The 17805-nt window shown below is 61.9% G+C and carries 12 protein-coding genes; 10 read left to right on the top strand and 2 right to left on the bottom strand.

What is annotated here, in order from left to right:
• Positions 1 to 59: 59 nt before the first annotated feature.
• The 3 genes from H7C18_RS01345 to H7C18_RS01335 all read left to right on the top strand — a co-directional run bounded on the left by H7C18_RS01345 (position 60) and on the right by H7C18_RS01335 (position 4843).
• A complete protein-coding gene (locus H7C18_RS01345; RefSeq protein ID WP_185127220.1) occupies positions 60 to 1697 on the top strand; it encodes a response regulator transcription factor in 1638 nt (545 codons plus the stop codon).
• Positions 1690 to 3474, top strand: a complete 1785-nt coding sequence (locus H7C18_RS01340; protein ID WP_185127219.1) for a cache domain-containing sensor histidine kinase — start codon at positions 1690 to 1692, stop codon at positions 3472 to 3474. Before H7C18_RS01345 ends, H7C18_RS01340 begins: the two co-directional genes overlap by 8 nt.
• A gap of 124 nt (positions 3475 to 3598) precedes the next feature.
• Positions 3599 to 4843, top strand: a complete 1245-nt coding sequence (locus H7C18_RS01335) for a glycoside hydrolase family 99 protein (protein WP_185127218.1) — start codon at positions 3599 to 3601, stop codon at positions 4841 to 4843.
• A gap of 79 nt (positions 4844 to 4922) precedes the next feature.
• Here H7C18_RS01335 and H7C18_RS01330 read toward each other — a convergent pair whose 3' ends face one another.
• The gene (locus H7C18_RS01330; protein ID WP_185127217.1) at positions 4923 to 6392 is read right to left on the bottom strand and encodes an aminotransferase class I/II-fold pyridoxal phosphate-dependent enzyme; all 1470 of its coding nucleotides are present in this window, start codon (positions 6390 to 6392) and stop codon (positions 4923 to 4925) included.
• A gap of 273 nt (positions 6393 to 6665) precedes the next feature.
• Between H7C18_RS01330 and H7C18_RS01325 the strand changes: the two genes are divergently transcribed.
• The 6 genes from H7C18_RS01325 (at position 6666) to H7C18_RS01300 (ending at position 15767) form a co-directional block, all read left to right on the top strand.
• Positions 6666 to 7844, top strand: a complete 1179-nt coding sequence (locus H7C18_RS01325) for an MFS transporter (RefSeq protein WP_185127216.1) — start codon at positions 6666 to 6668, stop codon at positions 7842 to 7844.
• 228 nt (positions 7845 to 8072) lie between these two features.
• Positions 8073 to 10295, top strand: a complete 2223-nt coding sequence (locus tag H7C18_RS01320; RefSeq protein WP_185127215.1) for a glycosyltransferase family 39 protein — start codon at positions 8073 to 8075, stop codon at positions 10293 to 10295.
• Between the two features lie 4 nt (positions 10296 to 10299).
• Entirely contained in the window at positions 10300 to 11265 is a 966-nt protein-coding gene (locus H7C18_RS01315) for a glycosyltransferase family 2 protein (RefSeq protein ID WP_185127214.1), read from the top strand.
• Entirely contained in the window at positions 11258 to 11698 is a 441-nt protein-coding gene (locus tag H7C18_RS01310) for a GtrA family protein (protein ID WP_185127213.1), read from the top strand. Before H7C18_RS01315 ends, H7C18_RS01310 begins: the two co-directional genes overlap by 8 nt.
• A complete protein-coding gene (gene galU / locus H7C18_RS01305) occupies positions 11695 to 12585 on the top strand; it encodes a UTP--glucose-1-phosphate uridylyltransferase GalU (protein ID WP_185127212.1) in 891 nt (296 codons plus the stop codon). Before H7C18_RS01310 ends, galU begins: the two co-directional genes overlap by 4 nt.
• A 176-nt stretch (positions 12586 to 12761) precedes the next feature.
• Positions 12762 to 15767: an efflux RND transporter permease subunit gene (locus tag H7C18_RS01300; RefSeq protein ID WP_185127211.1), complete on the top strand. Its 3006-nt coding sequence runs from the start codon at positions 12762 to 12764 to the stop codon at positions 15765 to 15767.
• 328 nt (positions 15768 to 16095) lie between these two features.
• On the opposite strand, the gene H7C18_RS01295 is transcribed toward H7C18_RS01300, so the two are convergent.
• On the bottom strand, positions 16096 to 16740 hold the full coding sequence (locus H7C18_RS01295; RefSeq protein ID WP_185127210.1) for a YktB family protein: 645 nt from the start codon (positions 16738 to 16740) through the stop codon (positions 16096 to 16098).
• Positions 16741 to 16915: 175 nt separating this feature from the next.
• Here H7C18_RS01295 and H7C18_RS01290 point away from each other — a divergent pair, with 175 nt between their 5' ends.
• Positions 16916 to 17512, top strand: coding sequence for a hypothetical protein (locus H7C18_RS01290; protein ID WP_185127209.1), 597 nt, complete (start codon positions 16916 to 16918; stop codon positions 17510 to 17512).
• Positions 17513 to 17805: the final 293 nt, after the last annotated feature.

The following is a 17805-nucleotide window of genomic DNA, read 5'->3' as shown; positions in this document are numbered from 1 at the left end:
GAGACGACTCCTCCCACGAGAGAATCAGAGAAGACCAACGGCGCAGGAAGGTGAGGCAGTTGTTAAGCGTTCTGATCGTAGACGACGAATTCGAAATCCGGGAAGGGCTGCGCAAACGGATCCCCTGGAACGACTACGGAATCGGCGAGGTGCTCGTCGCGGACGACGGCGACACGGCGCTCCGGATCGCGCAGGAGAGACGGCCCGACCTGATCGTGACCGATATCAAGATGAACCGGATGTCCGGCCTCGAGTTTCTAAGCTTTCTGAAGCCGAGCGAGGATTACAACTGGAAAGCCGTCCTGATCAGCGGGTACGACGATTTCGAATTGGTCAAGCAGGCGATGCAGCTCGGGGCGATGGATTACATCTTGAAGCCGATCAACACGGGCGAGCTGGAGCGGATCGTACGCAAGGCGACCGATCTGATCGCCCGTGAATATCTGGATAAGCATAAGCAGACGCAAATCTTCGACCAGGTTCAATTCGCCGCCCCCAAGCTGCGGGAAGAGCTGCTTCGGGAGATGGTCGAGCACGAATACGATCCGTACCGGGAATCGAGAATCGCGCATCGGCTGCAGGCGCTCATGCTCGAGTGGATGACGGCGATGCCGCTGCTTCTCATGGTCGCGGAAGCCGACGACCTGAAGGCGATCGCAAGCCGAAAAGGGCTGGAGGGCGAGAAGGAGCTCGTCCTGTTCGGCATCGGCAACGTGGTCAGCCAGACGCTGGCCGAAGAATACCCGCATCCGTCGGTTCTGTTCAGCGATTCCGCCGGACGATGGGTGGCCGTTCTCGGCTGTCCGAAGTCCGAGCCGGCCGAAACGGTTCGTTCGCTGGCGGAAGTCTGCCTGCAGCGAATCAACGAATACGTGAAAGTCAAGGCGAGCATCGGCATCGGCCTCGTTCCCAAAGACTTGAACCACCTGCATCGGCTGTACGCCGAGTCGTGCCAGCTGCTGGAGCAGAAGGCGCTGTACGGAGGCAACCGGCTGTTCACCGAGGCCCCGGGAGAGGAAGACGGCGAGCGGGGCGAGCTGTCGATTCGGGAGCCGGGCGAGGCGGTCGATCTCGTCCGCTACGGATCAGACGAAGAGATCTCGGCGTCGATGGCGCTATTCGAAGACATGGTCAAAAGCTGGGAGCTGGCCAGCCTGCGGGACGTCCAGCAGCATATTTTCCAATGGCTCATGGGCGTCTACCGGGCCGCGTCGGCGGCCGGCTGGCCGGACCGGAAATGGGAGCGCAACCCGATCGAGCTGTGGGAGCGCCTGGAGCAATACGACAACCTGCAATCGCTGAAGGAGCAAGTAGAGGATTGCCTGCTGGCGATCGCCGCCGATTTCCGGAAGCTGACGGCTTCTCCCAGCCAAATCGTGCAGGAAGCGGAGAAGATGATCCGGTCCAGATACGCGGACAACTTGTCCCTTCAGACGGTCGCGGAAGAGGTTCATGTGACGCCGGTCTGGCTCAGCAAGCTGTTCAAGAAGGAGAAAGGCCGGACGTTTCTGGAATATCTGACGGAGACGCGAATCGCCAAAGCGAAGGAAATGCTCGGCGATGTGAAATACAAAATTTACCAAGTATCCTATCAGGTCGGCTACAAAGATCCCGTTCACTTCACCAAGCTGTTCAAGAAGCAGATGGGCGTCACGCCGAAGGAGTACCGCAGACAGAAGGGAATCGCGGATGATTAAGGCGCCGCTCAAGCTGCTCTCGTCTTTTCGCAACAAGATGATTTTGATTTTTTTCGCCATTACGATCGTGCCGTTCTTCCTGTTCGCGTCCTATGCTTACATGAAGTCCGTCGAAGGGATCAAATACGCCAATTCGACCTTCTCCATGAGCTATCTGGAGCAGGCCAAAATCAACATGGAGACGTACCTGAACCAGCTGAACGACCAGATCAACGAGCTGATCGGGGACAAGTCGTTCCAGCAGCTGCTGGAAAAGCCGCCGCAGTCTTCGCAGGAGGAAGAAAATTTCGCGGTCAACATGCTCAGCCTCGTCTATCAGCGGAAAATCCAAATCGATGCCCAGCAGCTCCGCGTCTACCCGCTGAACCCGGAACTTTATCCGACTTACATGCGGACGATGGGGGAACCGACGAAGATCGGCGAGGAGGAATGGTTCCGGGAAGCCAAGAAGAGCGTCGTGCCGACCTGGCATTTGTCGGCGGGCGGCGGACGCGATTCCGCTCCGGTGCTGTCCTACGTCAAGATGTTCACGGGGCTGCACGACCGGAACCCGCGCGGCATGGTCGTGACGGATTTGAGCGAGGAGCGCCTGAGGCGTTTCTTTTCCCCGACCGAACGAATGGAAGGGCAGAAGTTCCTGATCCTCGATCAGAACGGCGATGTTCTGTACGATACGCTTCAGAACGAATGGACGGGGGAGAAGGTTCCGTCCGAGAAGCTGCTGCAGCTGCGCCAGCGGCGGGCGAGCGGTTCGGAGACGCTCTCTATCCGCGGCGAGAAGCGGTTGATCGCCTTCGTGAAGATGGACAGCCAGCCGTGGACGATCGTCAGCCTGACGCCGCTCGGCACTCTGACGCGCCCAATGACGGAATTGAACCGGCTGCTGTTTTTTTTCCTGGCGGTTTATTTGGTTTGCTCGGTCGGCGTCGTCATCTACTTGACCGTCAATTTCACGCAGCCCGTGTTCCGGCTTGTCCGCTTGATGCGGAAGCTGGAGGAAGGCGAGTTCGAGCTGGACGTTCCTTACCAAGGCAGGAAGGACGAGATCGGCTGGCTCTATCGCGGCTTCGGCAGCATCGTACGGAAGATCGCCGGGCTGATCGAGCAATCGACGCGCGCGGAGCGCAACAAGAAGGAACTGGAATTCCAGGTGCTCAGCCACCAGATCAACCCCCACTTTCTGTACAACACGCTGGAATCGATCCGCTGGAAAGCCGAGAATCACGGCCGGAGCGACATCGGCGAGATGGTGTCGGCGCTCGGCAACCTGCTTCGCCTCAGCTTGAACCAGGGGAAAGACATCACGACGGTCGGGCGGGAGATCGAGCAGGTCAAAGCCTATGTTCAGATCGAGCAGGCGCGAATCGGCATGCATCTTCGGGTACTTTATTTTTTCGACGAGGATATGCTGTCCATGCCGTTCATGCGCCTGCTTCTGCAGCCGCTGGTGGAGAACGCGATCCAGCACAGCATCCGCGGCAACTTCGAGAAGGGGAAAGTCATTCTGTCGGGATACGTGGAAGAGCGCGATCTCGTCATCGAGGTGACGGACAACGGCAGGGGCATCCCGGAGACGGTGCTTCAGCAGCTGTATGCGGAGTCGGTCGACCGCAAGTCGGCGCGCCGGCCCGGCGTCGGGCTGCGCAACGTCAACGAGCGGCTCAAAATCTACTTCGGCCCGGATTACCAGCTGCGGATCGAGACCGGAGAGGGCCGGGGAACGAAAATCACGATTCGGCATCCGATTCTGGACGTCAAGGAGGAGGGGGCGTCCTAAATGGAAGCGGCGGCGGCAATCGGCCACGAATCGCCTGCAAACGTTAAGATTGCCCCCTACAACGGCCCGGCCTGATCCTTTACACTAGCGCCGTACGCAATCGAATGCGAGAGGAGTTTGCATCTTGATCCCGATTTCACCATTTCCACCCGGCGACGACGGCGCGCCGGATCGGCTTCCTTCTGCCGGAGATGTCGCGGGCAAGCTTTTCGCGGGCTACCAAGGGTGGTTCAACGCGGTCGGCGACGGCTCGCCGAACAACGGCTGGGTCCATTGGTCCAAAAACGGCGGCGCTCCGGGCGACGTCTCCAGCATCACCTTCGAGCTTTATCCCGACATTCGGGAATACGCCAAGCTGTACGAGACCGGCCTCCCGAATCTCGGCGACGGCAGGCCGGCATTGCTTTTCTCTTCCTACGATAAGGAGACGGTCGACAAGCATTTCGAATGGATGCGAACGTACGGCATCGACGGGGCGGCGCTGCAGCGATTCGGCGCTTCCGAGGACGATTCTCCCCATGGCTGGAGGGCGAACCGGGACAGCGTCGCCGTCAAAGTCAAAGAAGCGGCGGAAGATTACGGCCGCAAGTTCTACGTTATGTACGACACGTCGGGCCTGCGTTCGGAGAATTGGGTTCGCGCCGTCCAGCACGATTGGACCGAGAACGTCCTGAGGCGGATGAGCCTTCCTTCGTCCGGCGCTTACGCGAGGCAGGACGGGAAGATCGTCGTCTGCGTCTGGGGCATCGGCTTTACGGACCGCCCCGGCACGGCGGAGCAGGCGGCCGAGCTCATCCGGTGGTTCCGGGAACAGGGCGCGTACGTCATCGGCGGCGTTCCGACGCATTGGCGAACGAGCGAGCTGGATTCGAAGCCCGGCTTCCTGAACGTCTACAAGATGCTCGACATGATCTCGCCGTGGTTCGTGGGCCGCTTCGGGGACGAGGAAGGCGCGGACCGGTTCAAGACGGAGCGGTGGCAGCCCGACTTCGAATTCGCCCGGCAGCTCGGCATCGCCTACCAGCCGGTCCTCTGGCCGGGCTTCGCCTGGTCGCACCTGATGAGCGGACCGCGCAACCAGATTCCCCGGAAGCACGGCGATCTGATGTGGAGACAAGCGTACCATCTGAAAAGCATCGGCATCGACACCGGGTACATCGCGATGTTCGACGAGTTCGACGAGGGAACCGCGATCGCCAAAGCGGCCGAAAACGGTTCGATGACGCCGGCCAGCCCTTACTTTCTGACGTTGGACGCGGACGGGGTCGAAGTGTCCGCGGACTTCTACCTGCGGCTGGCGGGAGACATTCGGCGGCTCCTGGCGGGAGAGATTCCGCTGACGAAGGAGCATCCGACTCCACATAAGTAAGATGAGCGGCGGCAGCGCAAAAAAAAGCCCCCGGCAACCGGAAGATACGCTCCGGTGCCGGGGGCTTTGCCTTTTCGCATCAGAAGATGGCGGTCTCCTCGACGATCACTTTGATCTCGCGGACGCTGCGGTCTTCCGGCCCTTTGACCGGAAGGCCCACTTCCAGATGCTCGACGATGTAGTCGATGTTCTCCTGCGAGATGATCTCGCCGGGAAGAAGAATCGGAATGCCGGGCGGGTAGACGTAGATGAACTCGGCGATGATGCGCCCGGCCGACTCGGTCAGCGGCACCGACTCCGTCTCGCCGTAGAAGGCATCGCGCGGAGACAGCGACAGATGCGGAATCTCCGGGACGATGACGACCATCTCCTTCACTTCGCGCGTATGAAGGAATTCGTCCGCCATCCGGGTCAGCGCTTCGACGAGCACCGTAACGGAGCTTTCGTCGTCGCCGGGGGTCATCAGGCACAGAATGTTGTACATGTCGCTCAGCTCGACTTCCAGCCGATAGCGCTCGCGCAGCCAGTTCTCTGCGTCGTAGCCGGTAATGCCCAGGTGCCGCACGTGAATCGTCAGCTTCGTCGGGTCGTAGTCGAACGTGGCCTCGTCGCCCAGCAGATCTTCCCCGAAGCAATATAGGCCCTCGATCCGGTTGATCGCTTCCCGCGCCCGCTGCGCCAGCGCCACCGTCCGGTCGGCCAGCTCCCGGCCGCGCAGGGCGAGCTGGCGGCGGGCCGTATCGAGCGAAGCCAACAGCGGATACGACGTCGACGTCGTCGTGAGCATGCTGAAGATCGTCTGCGCCCGCTGAATGTTGATCCGTCCGGCCTTCACGTTGAGGACGGAGCTCTGGGTCATCGAGCCGCCCAGCTTGTGCATGCTGGTTGCGGCCATGTCGGCGCCGGCCTGCATGGCCGACAGCGGCAGCTTGTCCGAGAAGTGGATGAGCGCGCCGTGCGCTTCGTCGACGAGCACCGGCACGTCGTATTCGTGCGCGAGATCGACGATCTCCTTCAGGTTGGCGCAAACGCCGAAATAGGTCGGGTTGATGACGAGCACCGCCGCCGCGTCGGGATGCCGTTCCAGCGCCCGGCGCACCGAACGGGTCGTCACGCCGTGGTCGATGCCGAGATTGCGGTCGCGCACCGGCGACAGGAACACCGGGCGGGCCCCGGAGAAAATAATCGCGGTCAGAATCGATTTATGAACGTTGCGCGGCACGATGATCTTATCGCCTTGCCCGCACACCGACAGAATCATCGCCATGATGGCGCTGCTCGTTCCCTGTACCGAGAAGAAAGTGGCGTCGGCGCCGAACGCGTCGGCCGCCAGCCGCTGGGCTTCCAGGATCACGCCGACCGGCTGGTGCAAGTCGTCCAGCGGAGCGATATTGATGAGGTCGATGTCAAGCACGTTTTGCCCGACATAGTCGCGGAACTCCGGATCCATGCCGGCGCCTTTCTTGTGGCCGGGAATATGGAACTGAACCGGGTTCTGCTCCGCATGGCGCCGGAGGGCGTCGAACAGGGGGGTGCGGGAATGATCCAATGATAGCGCCTGCCTTTCATATCAAAAAAGAATCTATAAGCTCCGGGCACCCGCAAAGTACCTGAGCGAACTTTGAAGCTTAGCCCCGCTTTGCGGGGTTATTTGCAAGTGGACGGAACAAGCATGAGTATAGCAAAAATGGGGGGGATTGCAACCCGTTTGGGGTTGTCACCAAAACGTCACGGAAGCGCCATTTGGAACGGGGGGACGGCTGTGCTACCATATGGTAGGAAAAGGATGAAAAGCCTACTCGGACCGGAGGGACTATCGCCCGTGCGCAGCAAGCTGGCTGTCGTCGCGCTCATGCTCGTGACGACTTTTATCGGATTCGGCATCATTATCCCCGTACTGCCGCAGGCGGTGACGGATTTGGACCCGGAGCGGGCCAACCTGCACACCGGCCTTATGTTGACGCTGTATTCGCTCGTATCCTTCCTGGTCTCCCCGCTGTGGGGCGGCCTGTCGGGCCGGATCGGCCGGCGGCCGGTCATCATGACCGGCGTGCTCGGCTTCTGCCTGAGCTTCCTGCTGTTCGCCCTGGCGATGGACAGCCTGACGCTCATGTATATCTCCCGCCTGCTCGGCGGCCTGTTCTCCGGCGCGGTCACCTCGTGCATCGTCGCCTACGTGGCGGACATCACGACGAAGGACGAGCGCACCAGAGGGATGGCGGTCGTCGGCATGAGCATCGGGCTCGGCTTCACCTTCGGCCCGTTCGTCGGCGGCGAGCTGAGCCGGGTCTCGCTGGCCGCGCCGTTTTACGCCGCCGCCGGCCTTGCGCTCGTCACCTTCGCCGCGGCCGCTGTCACGCTCAAGGAATCGCTGACGCCCGAACGCCGCGCCGAGAACGCCTCGCGGCCGAGAGCGTCGCGCTGGACCGCTTTCGAGGGTCCGCTCAAAAACTTGTACGTGCTCGCCTTCTTCGTCACGTTCTCGCTCGCCATTCTCGAATCGACGATGCAGCTGTTCGGCATGCGCCGCTTCGACGTGACGCCGCAGCAGGTCGGCCTCATGTTCTTCTTCTGCGGTCTGGCCGGCGCGCTCGTCCAGGGCGGCGTCGTGCGCCGCCGGGTGAAGAAGGGCCAGGAGACGCCGTATATCGCGGCAGGGCTCGTCATCTCTGCGATCGGCTTCTTCCTGCTGCTGACCGCGAACAGCTGGGGCATGGCGACCGTCTACCTGTGCGTCTTCGGCATCGGGAATTCGCTCATCCGCCCGTGCGTCACGTCGCTCATTACGCAGAAGACGACGGTCGAGCAGGGCGTCGCTTCCGGCCTCAGCTCGTCGATGGACAGCTTGGGCCGGATCGTCGGCCCCGTCCTCGGCACGGCGCTGCTCGGCTGGCAGGAATACCTGCCCTTTGTCGTCTCCGGCGCCTTGTCGCTGGCTGCGCTCGGCTTGCTCGCCCGCTTCCGCAGCGCGGATCGCGAGCTGGCGCGCGCGAACGGCTGAGGCCGAACATCGTTCCGGCCGACAGCCTTCTGTTCGTCCCCCAGCTTGATCTAACGGCCCGCCGCCCCAACAATGGGGGCGGCGGGCTTTTTCTTTGCATCCTACAACTTTACCCTCCCTTCATTCTTCTTTCACCTTCCATTAAGATTCGTTACCTATCCTGTGTAGGAAGCAAACGCTATACCAGCACAGGAATGAGGGACATCGATGAAGGAAGACAACCGCAGGATGAGACCGTTGAAGCTGGATAGGATTCTGGTCGCCGCCGCGTTCATCGCGGCCGCACTTAATATGTACGGCATCTGGGACGACGAATACGTGAACGCTTATTACACCGCCGCCGTCCGCAGCATGCTGCAGAGCTTTCATAACTTTTTTTACGCTTCGCTCGATCCGGGAGGATTCGTCACCGTCGACAAGCCGCCGCTCACGTTCTGGGTGCAGACGCTTAGCGCGAAGATCTTCGGCCTGCACGGCTGGAGCGTCATCCTGCCGCAGGCGCTGGCCGGCGTCGGCTCGGTGCTGCTCGTCTACGCGATGGTTAAGCGGTCGTTCGGGAAAACGGCGGCGAGGCTGTCCGCGCTCGCGGCAGCCTGCACGCCGGTCGCGGCGGCAGTGAGCCGGACGAACAACGTGGACAGCCTGCTCGTGTTCACGCTGCTGGCCGCCGCGTGGCTGCTGTTCAAGGCGGTCCGAACGGGCAAGTGGGGCTGGGCGCTCGGCGCATTCGGAGTCGTAGGCCTCGGCTTTAACGAGAAGATGATGCAAGCGTACATGGTGCTGCCGGCGTTCTACCTGTTCTATCTGATCGCGTTCCGCGCGAAATGGCGCCGGAAGCTGGCCGTCCTGACGGGCGCGACGGCCGTGCTCGTCGTCGTCTCGTTCTCCTGGGCCGTCTATGTGGACAGCGTGCCCCAGGACGAGCGGCCGTACATCGGCAGCAGCCAGACGAACTCCGTGCTGGAGCTGGCCCTGGGCTATAACGGGCTGTCGCGGCTGACCGGGGACCGGAATATGGGCGGCGGAGGGGGCAGCCTGTTCGGCGGCGACATGCCGGGCGGCGGTTCGTTCCCGGGTTTCCCGGGGCAGGATGACGGCCGTCGGAACGCGCGGGACGGCGGGCAAGCGGGAATTTCCGGCGCCCAAGACGACGGTTCCCCGGACGGGGGCGCCGTGCCGGACGGCAACGGGCAAAATTCAGCGGACGGAGGCGTTCCCCCCGGCGGCAACGCGCAAGGATACGCAGGCGGGGGCAACATGCCGGGCGGCAATGCGCAGGACGGCGGCCGATTTGGCGGTTTTCCGAGCGGCTCCGGGGACGATGGACGCTTCCAGGGCGGTTTTGGCGGACCCGGCGGCTTCGGCGGGATGGGCGGAGGCATGTTCAACACCGGAACGAAAGGCCCGCTGCGCTTGTTCCAGTCCGAGCTGTCCGGGCAGGCCAGCTGGCTGCTGCCGTTCGTCGCTTTCGCGAGCGTCGGGCTGCTCGCCGGCATCCGCCGAAGGAAGTTTACGGCGAAGATGAAGGAGACGGTGTTCTGGCTGGCCTGGCTGCTCCCCGTCATGGCATTCTTCAGCGTCGCCGGCTTTTTCCATCCATATTACTTGATTATGCTCGGGCCGCCGATCGCCGCGTTAACCGGAGCCGGCTGGGCGGAGCTGTGGGGCTTCTATCGGGATCGGACAAATTGGCGGCGTTGGCTGCTTCCGGCCGGCCTGGCCGCGACGACGGCTTTCGAGGTTTACGTCCTTTACCCGTATCGGGATACGATCGGCATCGGTTGGCCGATTGCCGTCGGCGCCGTCGGTGCGGCCCTGACCGTCGCGCTGCTCACCCGCCTCTGGACGAAGCCGATGTCCCGCTATGTCGCGACCGGGGCGCTTGGCGTCCTGCTGCTGGCCCCGCTGTATTGGGCGGCTTCGCCGATCGTCTACGGCGGCAACAGCATGCTGCCGGAGGCGGGACCTGCGACCAACGACGGCCCCGGCTTCGGCGGGGGCGGCGGCTTCGGCGGAGGCGGAGGCGGACCGGGAGGCAACTCGGTCAGCTCGATCGACGAAGGCCTGTACGACTATTTGAAGGCGAATAACACGGGCGAGAAGTTCCTGTTCGCCACGACCACCGTCGAGACCGCGGAATCCTATATCATTCACACCGGCGACGCGGTGATGGCGATGGGCGGATTTTCGGGCAGCGATCCGATTCTGACCGTCGACAAGCTGAAGCAGCTCGTGGAGAACGGGGAAGTGAAGTATTTCTTGCTCTCGTCCGGATTCGGCCGCGGCGGCAGCTCGGACGTGCAGCAGTGGATTCGCGACAACGGCAAGGAAATTCCGGGCTCGGATTACGGAGCCGCCGATTCGTCTTCCGCGGACGCCGGCCGATGGGGCGGCATGAGGGGCGGACGCGGAACGCTGTATGAAGTCGATTTGCCTTTAAAGGAGGGATGAGGCCATGCCAGACAGGGTCCGCTATTCGGTCGTCGTGCCCGTCTACAACGAAGAGGCGGTCGTCGCCCAGACCTACCGCAGGCTGAAGGCCGTCATGGAAGGGATCGGAGAGCCGTACGAGCTTCTGTTCGTGAATGACGGAAGCGGCGACCGGACGGGCGCCATACTCCAATATTGCGCCGAGATGGATTCGCGGGTGAAGCTGATCGATTTCTCCCGCAACTTCGGCCATCAGATCGCGATTACGGCAGGTATGGATTACGCGGAGGGAGCGGCTGTCGTCGTCATCGACGCCGACTTGCAGGACCCGCCCGAGCTGATCCCCGACATGATCGCGAAGTGGCGACAAGGCTATGAGGTCGTTTATGCCCGGCGGACGTCCCGCCAGGGGGAGACCTGGTTCAAGAAGCAATCGGCGAAGCTGTACTACCGTTTGCTTCGGGCGTCCACGGACATCGAGATTCCGGTCGATACGGGGGATTTCCGGCTGCTGGACCGGAAGGTGATCGAGGAGCTGAAGCGGATGCCCGAGAGGAACCGCTACGTGCGGGGATTGGTCAGTTGGGTCGGATTCAGCCAGACGGCGGTCGATTACGCCCGGCAGGAGCGGGCCGGCGGCATCTCCAAATACCCTCTGCGCAAGATGCTTAAGCTGTTCCTCGACGGCATGACGTCGTTCTCGACCAAGCCGATCAAGCTCGCGTCCGTCGGCGGATCCGCGCTGGCGGGAGCGGGGCTCGCGTACGGGATCGTCGCCGCCGCCGTCGGACTCGCGGGCGCGGACGTCGCGGCGCTCCACTATTTCGCCGCGCTGCAGCTGCTGCTCGCCGGAGTCGTGCTGATCGCGCTCGGCCTGGTCGGGGAATATGTCGCGCGGATCTTCGACGAAGCGAGGGGGCGTCCGCTCTACATCGTCAGAGCGTGCTACGGGATGCGCAAACAAGATTTCAAGGCGGGCCGGATTGGCTAGCCTGCCGGCTGGAGCCAGGCGCCTCCTCTCCCGCCGATTTCTCACCTTCTGCGCGGTCGGCGGAGTCAATACGGCGGTCGACGTCGCCGTTTTCGCGGCGCTGACGGAAGCCGGCCTGCCTTCCGCGGCGGCCCAGGCGCTCTCTTACGCCTGCGGCACGCTGAACAGCTACCTGATGAACCGCCGCTGGACGTTTCGCGATTCCGAAGGCAGTACCTCCCGTACGCTGCCTCGGTTCGCGGCGGTGAACCTGCTCGCGCTCGCCCTCACTTCGGGGCTGCTGGCGCTGCTGACCGGCTCCTTCGGTTGGCCGGTGCCGGCCGGCAAAGCGGCCGCAACGGCGGCGGGCCTGCTCGTCACTTACGCGGGAAGCAGCCGTTGGGCGTTCCGCGCGCATTCGAACGATTACCCGGAAGGGAGCGATAGTCCATGAACAAAATCCGCAAAGCCGTCATTCCGGCCGCAGGCCTCGGAACCCGATTCCTGCCCGCGACGAAGGCGCTGCCGAAGGAGATGCTTCCGATCGTCGACAAGCCGGCGATCCAATATATCGTCGAGGAAGCGGTCGCTTCCGGCATCGAGAGCATCCTGATTATCACTGGCCGGAACAAAAAAGCGATCGAGGACCATTTCGACAAGTCCGCCGAGCTGGAGCGGACGCTGGAAGAGAGGGGCAAGGCGGAGCTGCTCGAGCAAATTCGCGGCGTCGAGAGTCTCGCCGCCATCCATTACATCCGCCAGAGCGAGCCGCTCGGGCTCGGGCACGCGATTCGCTGCGCGGAGCCGTTCGTCGGGGACGAGCCGTTCGCGGTGCTGCTCGGCGACGACATCATGGTGTCCGAGCCTCCGGCGCTGCGGCAGCTGCTGCGAGTATACGAGACATACGGCCGGGCGGTCGTCGGCGTCCGGCAGGTGCCCCGCGAGGAGACGGGCAAGTACGGCATCGTCGCAGGGAAGAAGGTCGGCGCCCGGCTGCGCGAGGCGACCGCGCTGGTCGAGAAGCCCGATCCGGCCGACGCTCCTTCCAACGTGGCGATTCTCGGGCGCTACGTGCTGCCGCCGTCGATTTTCCCGATCCTGCACGGGACCGGGCGAGGCGCGGGCGGCGAGTTCCAGCTGACCGACGCCTTGCAGCGGCTGTGCGAGACCGAACCCGTCTATGCCTTGGAAATGGAGGGCAGGCGCCACGATATCGGAGACAAATTCGGTTATATTCAAGCGATCGTCGACATGAGCCTGAGACGGGAGGAGCTGCGGCCGCGAATGGAAGCTTATTTGGCCGGACTCTTCTCCGATCGAAGAAAAGGCTCGTTCGCCTGAACGGGACAGTAACGCCCCGATTTTCCCCATAAATAGCGACTGCAGCCGGAGCCGCACTTGGACCTGAGTCCAGGTTCAAGTCCGGTCTGCAGCCGTTTTTGCGTGTCCGGACTCCCCGGTATGATTAGGAATGAAAAGACAGATGAAAACCAGGGAGCGGAAGGGGAACGGTTACGGTGAAATGGTTTATTCAAGGGGCATTCCGCAATAAAGCGGCCATCGGCATACTGGTGGTGATGGTGCTCGGTCTCGGGATCTTCAGCTATTTGAAGCTTCCGATGGAATTTCTGCCCGAGGCGGACAATCCGCAGGTGACGGTCAGCGTCATCGGCCAAGGGTACGACGCCGCCACGATGGAGAGTCTGGCGACCGATCCGCTGGAACAGGCGGTCGCGGGCGTCAAAGGCAAGACGAACACGTTCTCGACGTCGGGAGACGGCTTCTCCCAGATCAACCTCAACTTCGATTCGAAGACGAACATGAAGGACGCGAAGGCGGAAGTCGAGCGCGCGGTCGGCGCGGTGCAGCTTCCGGAGCGGATGTCGCCTCCTTACGTGGTTCAGTTCGATACCTCGATGATCCCGATCTCGTTCGTCTCGCTCACGTTTGCGGACGGCACAAGCGATGCGCGCCAGGAGCAGCTGGAGCAGCGCGCGGTCGACGCGTTCCGCTCGATTGACGGCGCGGGCCAGGTTCAACTGTCCGGCAAATCGCTGCCCGGCGTCGGCGTCTATCCCGACACGGCGAAGCTGGCGGCCAAGGGCATCCCGCTGCAGGCTCTCTACGGCGTGCTGCAGGGCCGCAGCGCCTCCTCGTCCGTCGGGCAGACCTCGCTGGACGGCACGGTCGTCAATCTGAACGTGACGGCCAACCTTCAGGATCTCGATACGCTCAAAAAACTTCCGGTTGCGAACGGAGTCGCTCTGGGCGACGTGGCGGACGTCAAGCTGCTGGACGACAAGGAGAGCATCAGCCGGATCGACGGCAAGGACGCGCTCATGCTGGTCGTCTCCAAGGCGGCGAACGCCAACGCGGTCAGCGTAGGCAAAGACGTGAAGCAAACGATCGAGAAGCTGAACGAGGAGAACAAGGACGCGAACCTGAAGCTGATGATGAGCACGTCCGATCAGGTCGTTCACTCCGTGAACAGCATGCTGCGCGAAGTGCTGATGGGCGCCCTGTTCGCCACGATCGTCATTCTGCTGTTCATGCGCAACATCCGGGCGACACTGGTTACGATCGTATCGATCCCGCTGTCGCTTGGGCTGACCTTGTACCTGCTCGATCTGTCGAACATCTCTTTGAACATTCTGACGCTCGGCGGCGTCGCGGTCGCGGTCGGCCGGCTCGTGGACGACAGCATCGTCGTCATCGAGAACATTTTCCGCCGGTTGCAGAAAGAATCGTTCTCCGTTCAGGTCGTCGTCGACGCCACGAAGGAAGTGTCGCGGGCGATTACCGCTTCGACGCTGACGACGGTAGCCGTCTTTCTGCCGATGGGCCTTCTGCGCGGATCGCTGCAGTCGTTCCTGCTTCCGTTCGCGCTGACGGTGACGTACTCGCTGCTGTCTTCGCTGCTCGTCGCGCTGGCGGTCATCCCGCTTCTCAGCTCCGGCGTGCTTCGCACCTCTACGATCAAGGAGCATAAGCCGTCCAAACGGTTTACCGGCTTCCTCCACTGGAACCTGCGTCACAAGTGGGTTCCGATTCTGACCGCGTTCATCCTGCTGATCGGATCGATCGGCGTATACTTCAACCTGCCGAAGGGCGCCATCGATTCCTCCGACGCCACGACTTTGAACGTGTCGCTCGAATACAAGCCGGATACGCCGACGGACGAAGTGCTCGAGAACGGCAAAAAGCTGGAGGCTTTCCTGCTTAAGCAGGATGGCCAGGACTGGGTCAGCATGAGCATGGGCAACAGCGCCGACGCGGCTCAGTACGGAAGCGTGCAGTCGCCGACGCTCGTGTCTTATACGATGCAGCTTACGAAGGGAACCGACGCCGACAAGATCGTAGACGCCGTCAAGGCGCAATCGTCGAACTATCCGGGAGCTAAACTGAACGCCGGAGCCGGGTCGCTGTTCGGCGGCGGAGGCGGCACCGAGGTGTACGTCGACGTCTCCGGGGACGATCCCGCTCTGCTGACGAAGACGGCCGAAGAAGTCGAAGCCAAGATCAAGCCGATCGAGGACGTCTTGAAGGTCGAGACGAACCAGGAAGAGAAGAAGACGGTGTATACGCTCCAGGTGAATCCGGCCGAAGCCAAGGCGGGGGACATCGCCTCGCAATTGCAAGGCATGCTGAATCCGGTGCCGATCGGCACGATCCAGTCGGAAGGGCGTACGCTGAATGTCGCCGTGCAGCCGGTGCTCGCTCCGAAGTCGGAGAGCGACTTGAGCGGCCTCACGGTCATGACCGACAACGGTCCGAAGCCGGTGTCCAGCGTCGCGCAGTGGGTGAAGGAAGAGAAGCCGACGAAATTCTATCATAAGGACGGCAAGAGCTACATTCGCGTTACCGCGACGGTGGACGCAAGCCAGCTGTCCGTCGTCGGAGATAAAATCTCGAAGGCCATGGCCGACGTCAAGCCGCCGGAAGGCGTCAAACTTTACGTGGGCGGCGCTTCCGCCGATCAATCCGCCGACTTCGCGAGCCTGTTCGTCATGATGATGGTCTCCATCGGTATCGTGTACCTGATCATGGTCGTCACGTTCAAAACGCTGCGGGCGCCGATCGCCATTCTCGCATCGATTCTATTCGTACCGATCGGCGCGGTGCTCGGCTTGATCGTCACCGGGGTAACGCCGGACTTCACCGCGATTTTCGGGGTGGTCATGCTGATCGGCATCGTCGTCACGAACGCCATCGTGCTGATCGACCGCGTGAAGCAGAACGAGGAGCGGATGACGATTCGCGAAGCGCTGCTCGAAGCGGCCGGCACGCGGATGCGCCCGATTCTGATGACCGCCGTCGCGACCGTCTGCGCCATGCTGCCGCTCGTGTTCGGCACATCCGAGAGCGGAAGCATCGTCTCGCAGAGCCTTGCCATCGTCGTCATCGGCGGTCTCGTCGTCGCCACGCTGCTCACGCTCGTCATCGTGCCTTGCATTTACGAGCTGCTGTTCTTCCGCAAGTCCCGCCGCCAACGCGCGGCGGCCGGCCAGTCGGCCGCAGCCTAAGCGGCCGCGAAAAAGCCTCCCGCTCCGCCGATTTTTCGGCGGGCAGGAGGCTTTTGTTACGTGAGTCAGCCCATCCGGCGGCAATCCCATTTGAGTTATTGCGTTCCGAGACTAATTCCGCCCGACTGGCCGCAAATCCGCACGAGTTACTGCGTTTCGAGACTAACTCCGCCCATCTGGCCGTAACTCCGTCCGAGTTATTGCTTTTCGAGACTAATTTCGCCCGATTGGCCGCAACTCCGCACGAGTTATTGCGTTCCGAGACTAATTCCGCCCGATTGGCCGCAACTCCGCCCGAGTTATTGCGTTTCGAGACTAAATCAACCCGTCAAGCCTGCGCCATCCGGTACAACGGCAGCAGCGTTGCGAACGTCGCTTCCGCCGTGCGAAGCAGCGCGTCTCCGGCGGCGAGGAGCGGGTCGCCCCGGCGGATATGAATGCCGCACGTCAGTTCGGCCGCCTTGACGCTCTCCAGCCGCGCGAACAGCGCCGCCAACTGCTCGTCCGACAAATCGCCGTGCAGCTCGCCGGCCGGCACCATATGGTCTTTCGACCAGACGTAATGAGGCGGAATCGCGCCGCGGACGGATGCCAGCTCGCCCAGCGCCCGCTCGGCGAAAGCCGCCTTGTTCGGGCATTCGTAAATGATCGCGAACTGAATGAACAAGTGCGTGGACCACAGCCCTACCTGATAATGCGGATAAGCTTTATATCCTTTGGCGCTCGGAGACCAGGCGACCCACGTGTCGTCCGGCGGATTGACGGAGCGCCGAGCGTGCCTCGCCACGTGCGGGAACGCGGCGTCCCCGGTCAAGCCGGCGACGACCGGAACGAGCGCCTCTCCCAACGCATGAAGCTTCGGTCGCACGCTGCCGATGATCGCTTCCATCCGGCCTTCCAGGCCCGGAACGCCCATGGCTTCGAAATCTTCGTCGGCGAATCCGGGAAATCCCGTGCCTTGTACCGCTTGCATGATGCCCACCTCAATCCGGAATTTCGCAAAGCTTTCCCTCATGATAATGGAAAATAGTCAAGAAACCAAGTTGCCAGAACATAAGATGGAGTATAAGATAGAAGTAAGAACAAATATTCAGAACATTCGGTCAACAACTCGAGCCGTGCGCAATCAGCAGGAGGAGGGGATGGCCGTGAATCGAAGCCGCGAAGTGGAGTATTGCAACCTGGAGCTTCGTTTCGATCGCAGGCAGCTGCAGAATTTTATTCGGGAGCTCATCTCGGAAGGGTACTCCTTGTACTGGAACGAGAGCGAGCAGCACTTCCTCATCTCCGTCCGCACCGGGCGCCGCTTGCTTAAACTCAGGTTCCAGCGGTCGCGCAACCGGTACCGGATGGTCGGAGACTATGTCGTCAGGGACGAGAAGCTGGCAATGTGGATGGAGCGGCTGATCAACGATTCCCGCGGCCATGCGGTCGTCAAGCGGTTTCGGGATCGCCAGGTGCTCATCGAGAACATCATGTTTGGTGAAATCATTCGTCTCGTGGAGGTGTCGGGCATGGAACATCGGATCATTTTTCAGAAGCGCCCCCAAATTACGGTGGAAGACATGGTGCAGGCGTTCAAGTCGAAACGGGCCGAACACCGGGCCGGCGTCCTTCGTCTTGAAATCGATTACGAGCTGGCGGTTCTCCATGAGGCGCTGCAAGAAGGAAGAACGGAAGACGTCGAGGCAAGCAAGAAGCGTCTGGAAGGCATGCGGACGGAAATGCTGCTGTTGGAGCTTTAGGGGAAGTTGCAACTGTCGTTCGACATTTTCGGGCGTCCCGCGGGACGCCTTTTTTTGGTTTTGCGTGCCCAGCCAAGCACGCATTCTCTAGCCGGTGGAAGTCCGGTCACGGGAGGGGCCAAGCCCCCGTGTAGCTAGGATGCCTGCGTACGGCGAAATCTGTGCGTAGAAGCGCATCGACGAAAGTACCTGTCGGAGATAGGGCGAGCAACAGACCAGGCCGCAACATGAAGTGAATCCTGCCGCGTCGTCAAAAAGGCCTCGCAAGAGGGAGAAGAGGAAGCCGAGCCCCG

It is taken from the genome of Cohnella zeiphila (assembly GCF_014212055.1).
GTDB classification, from domain to species: domain Bacteria; phylum Bacillota; class Bacilli; order Paenibacillales; family Paenibacillaceae; genus Cohnella; species Cohnella zeiphila.
Note: the sequence above shows the minus strand (reverse complement) of the source record. Positions and strands in the feature narration are given on the sequence as shown.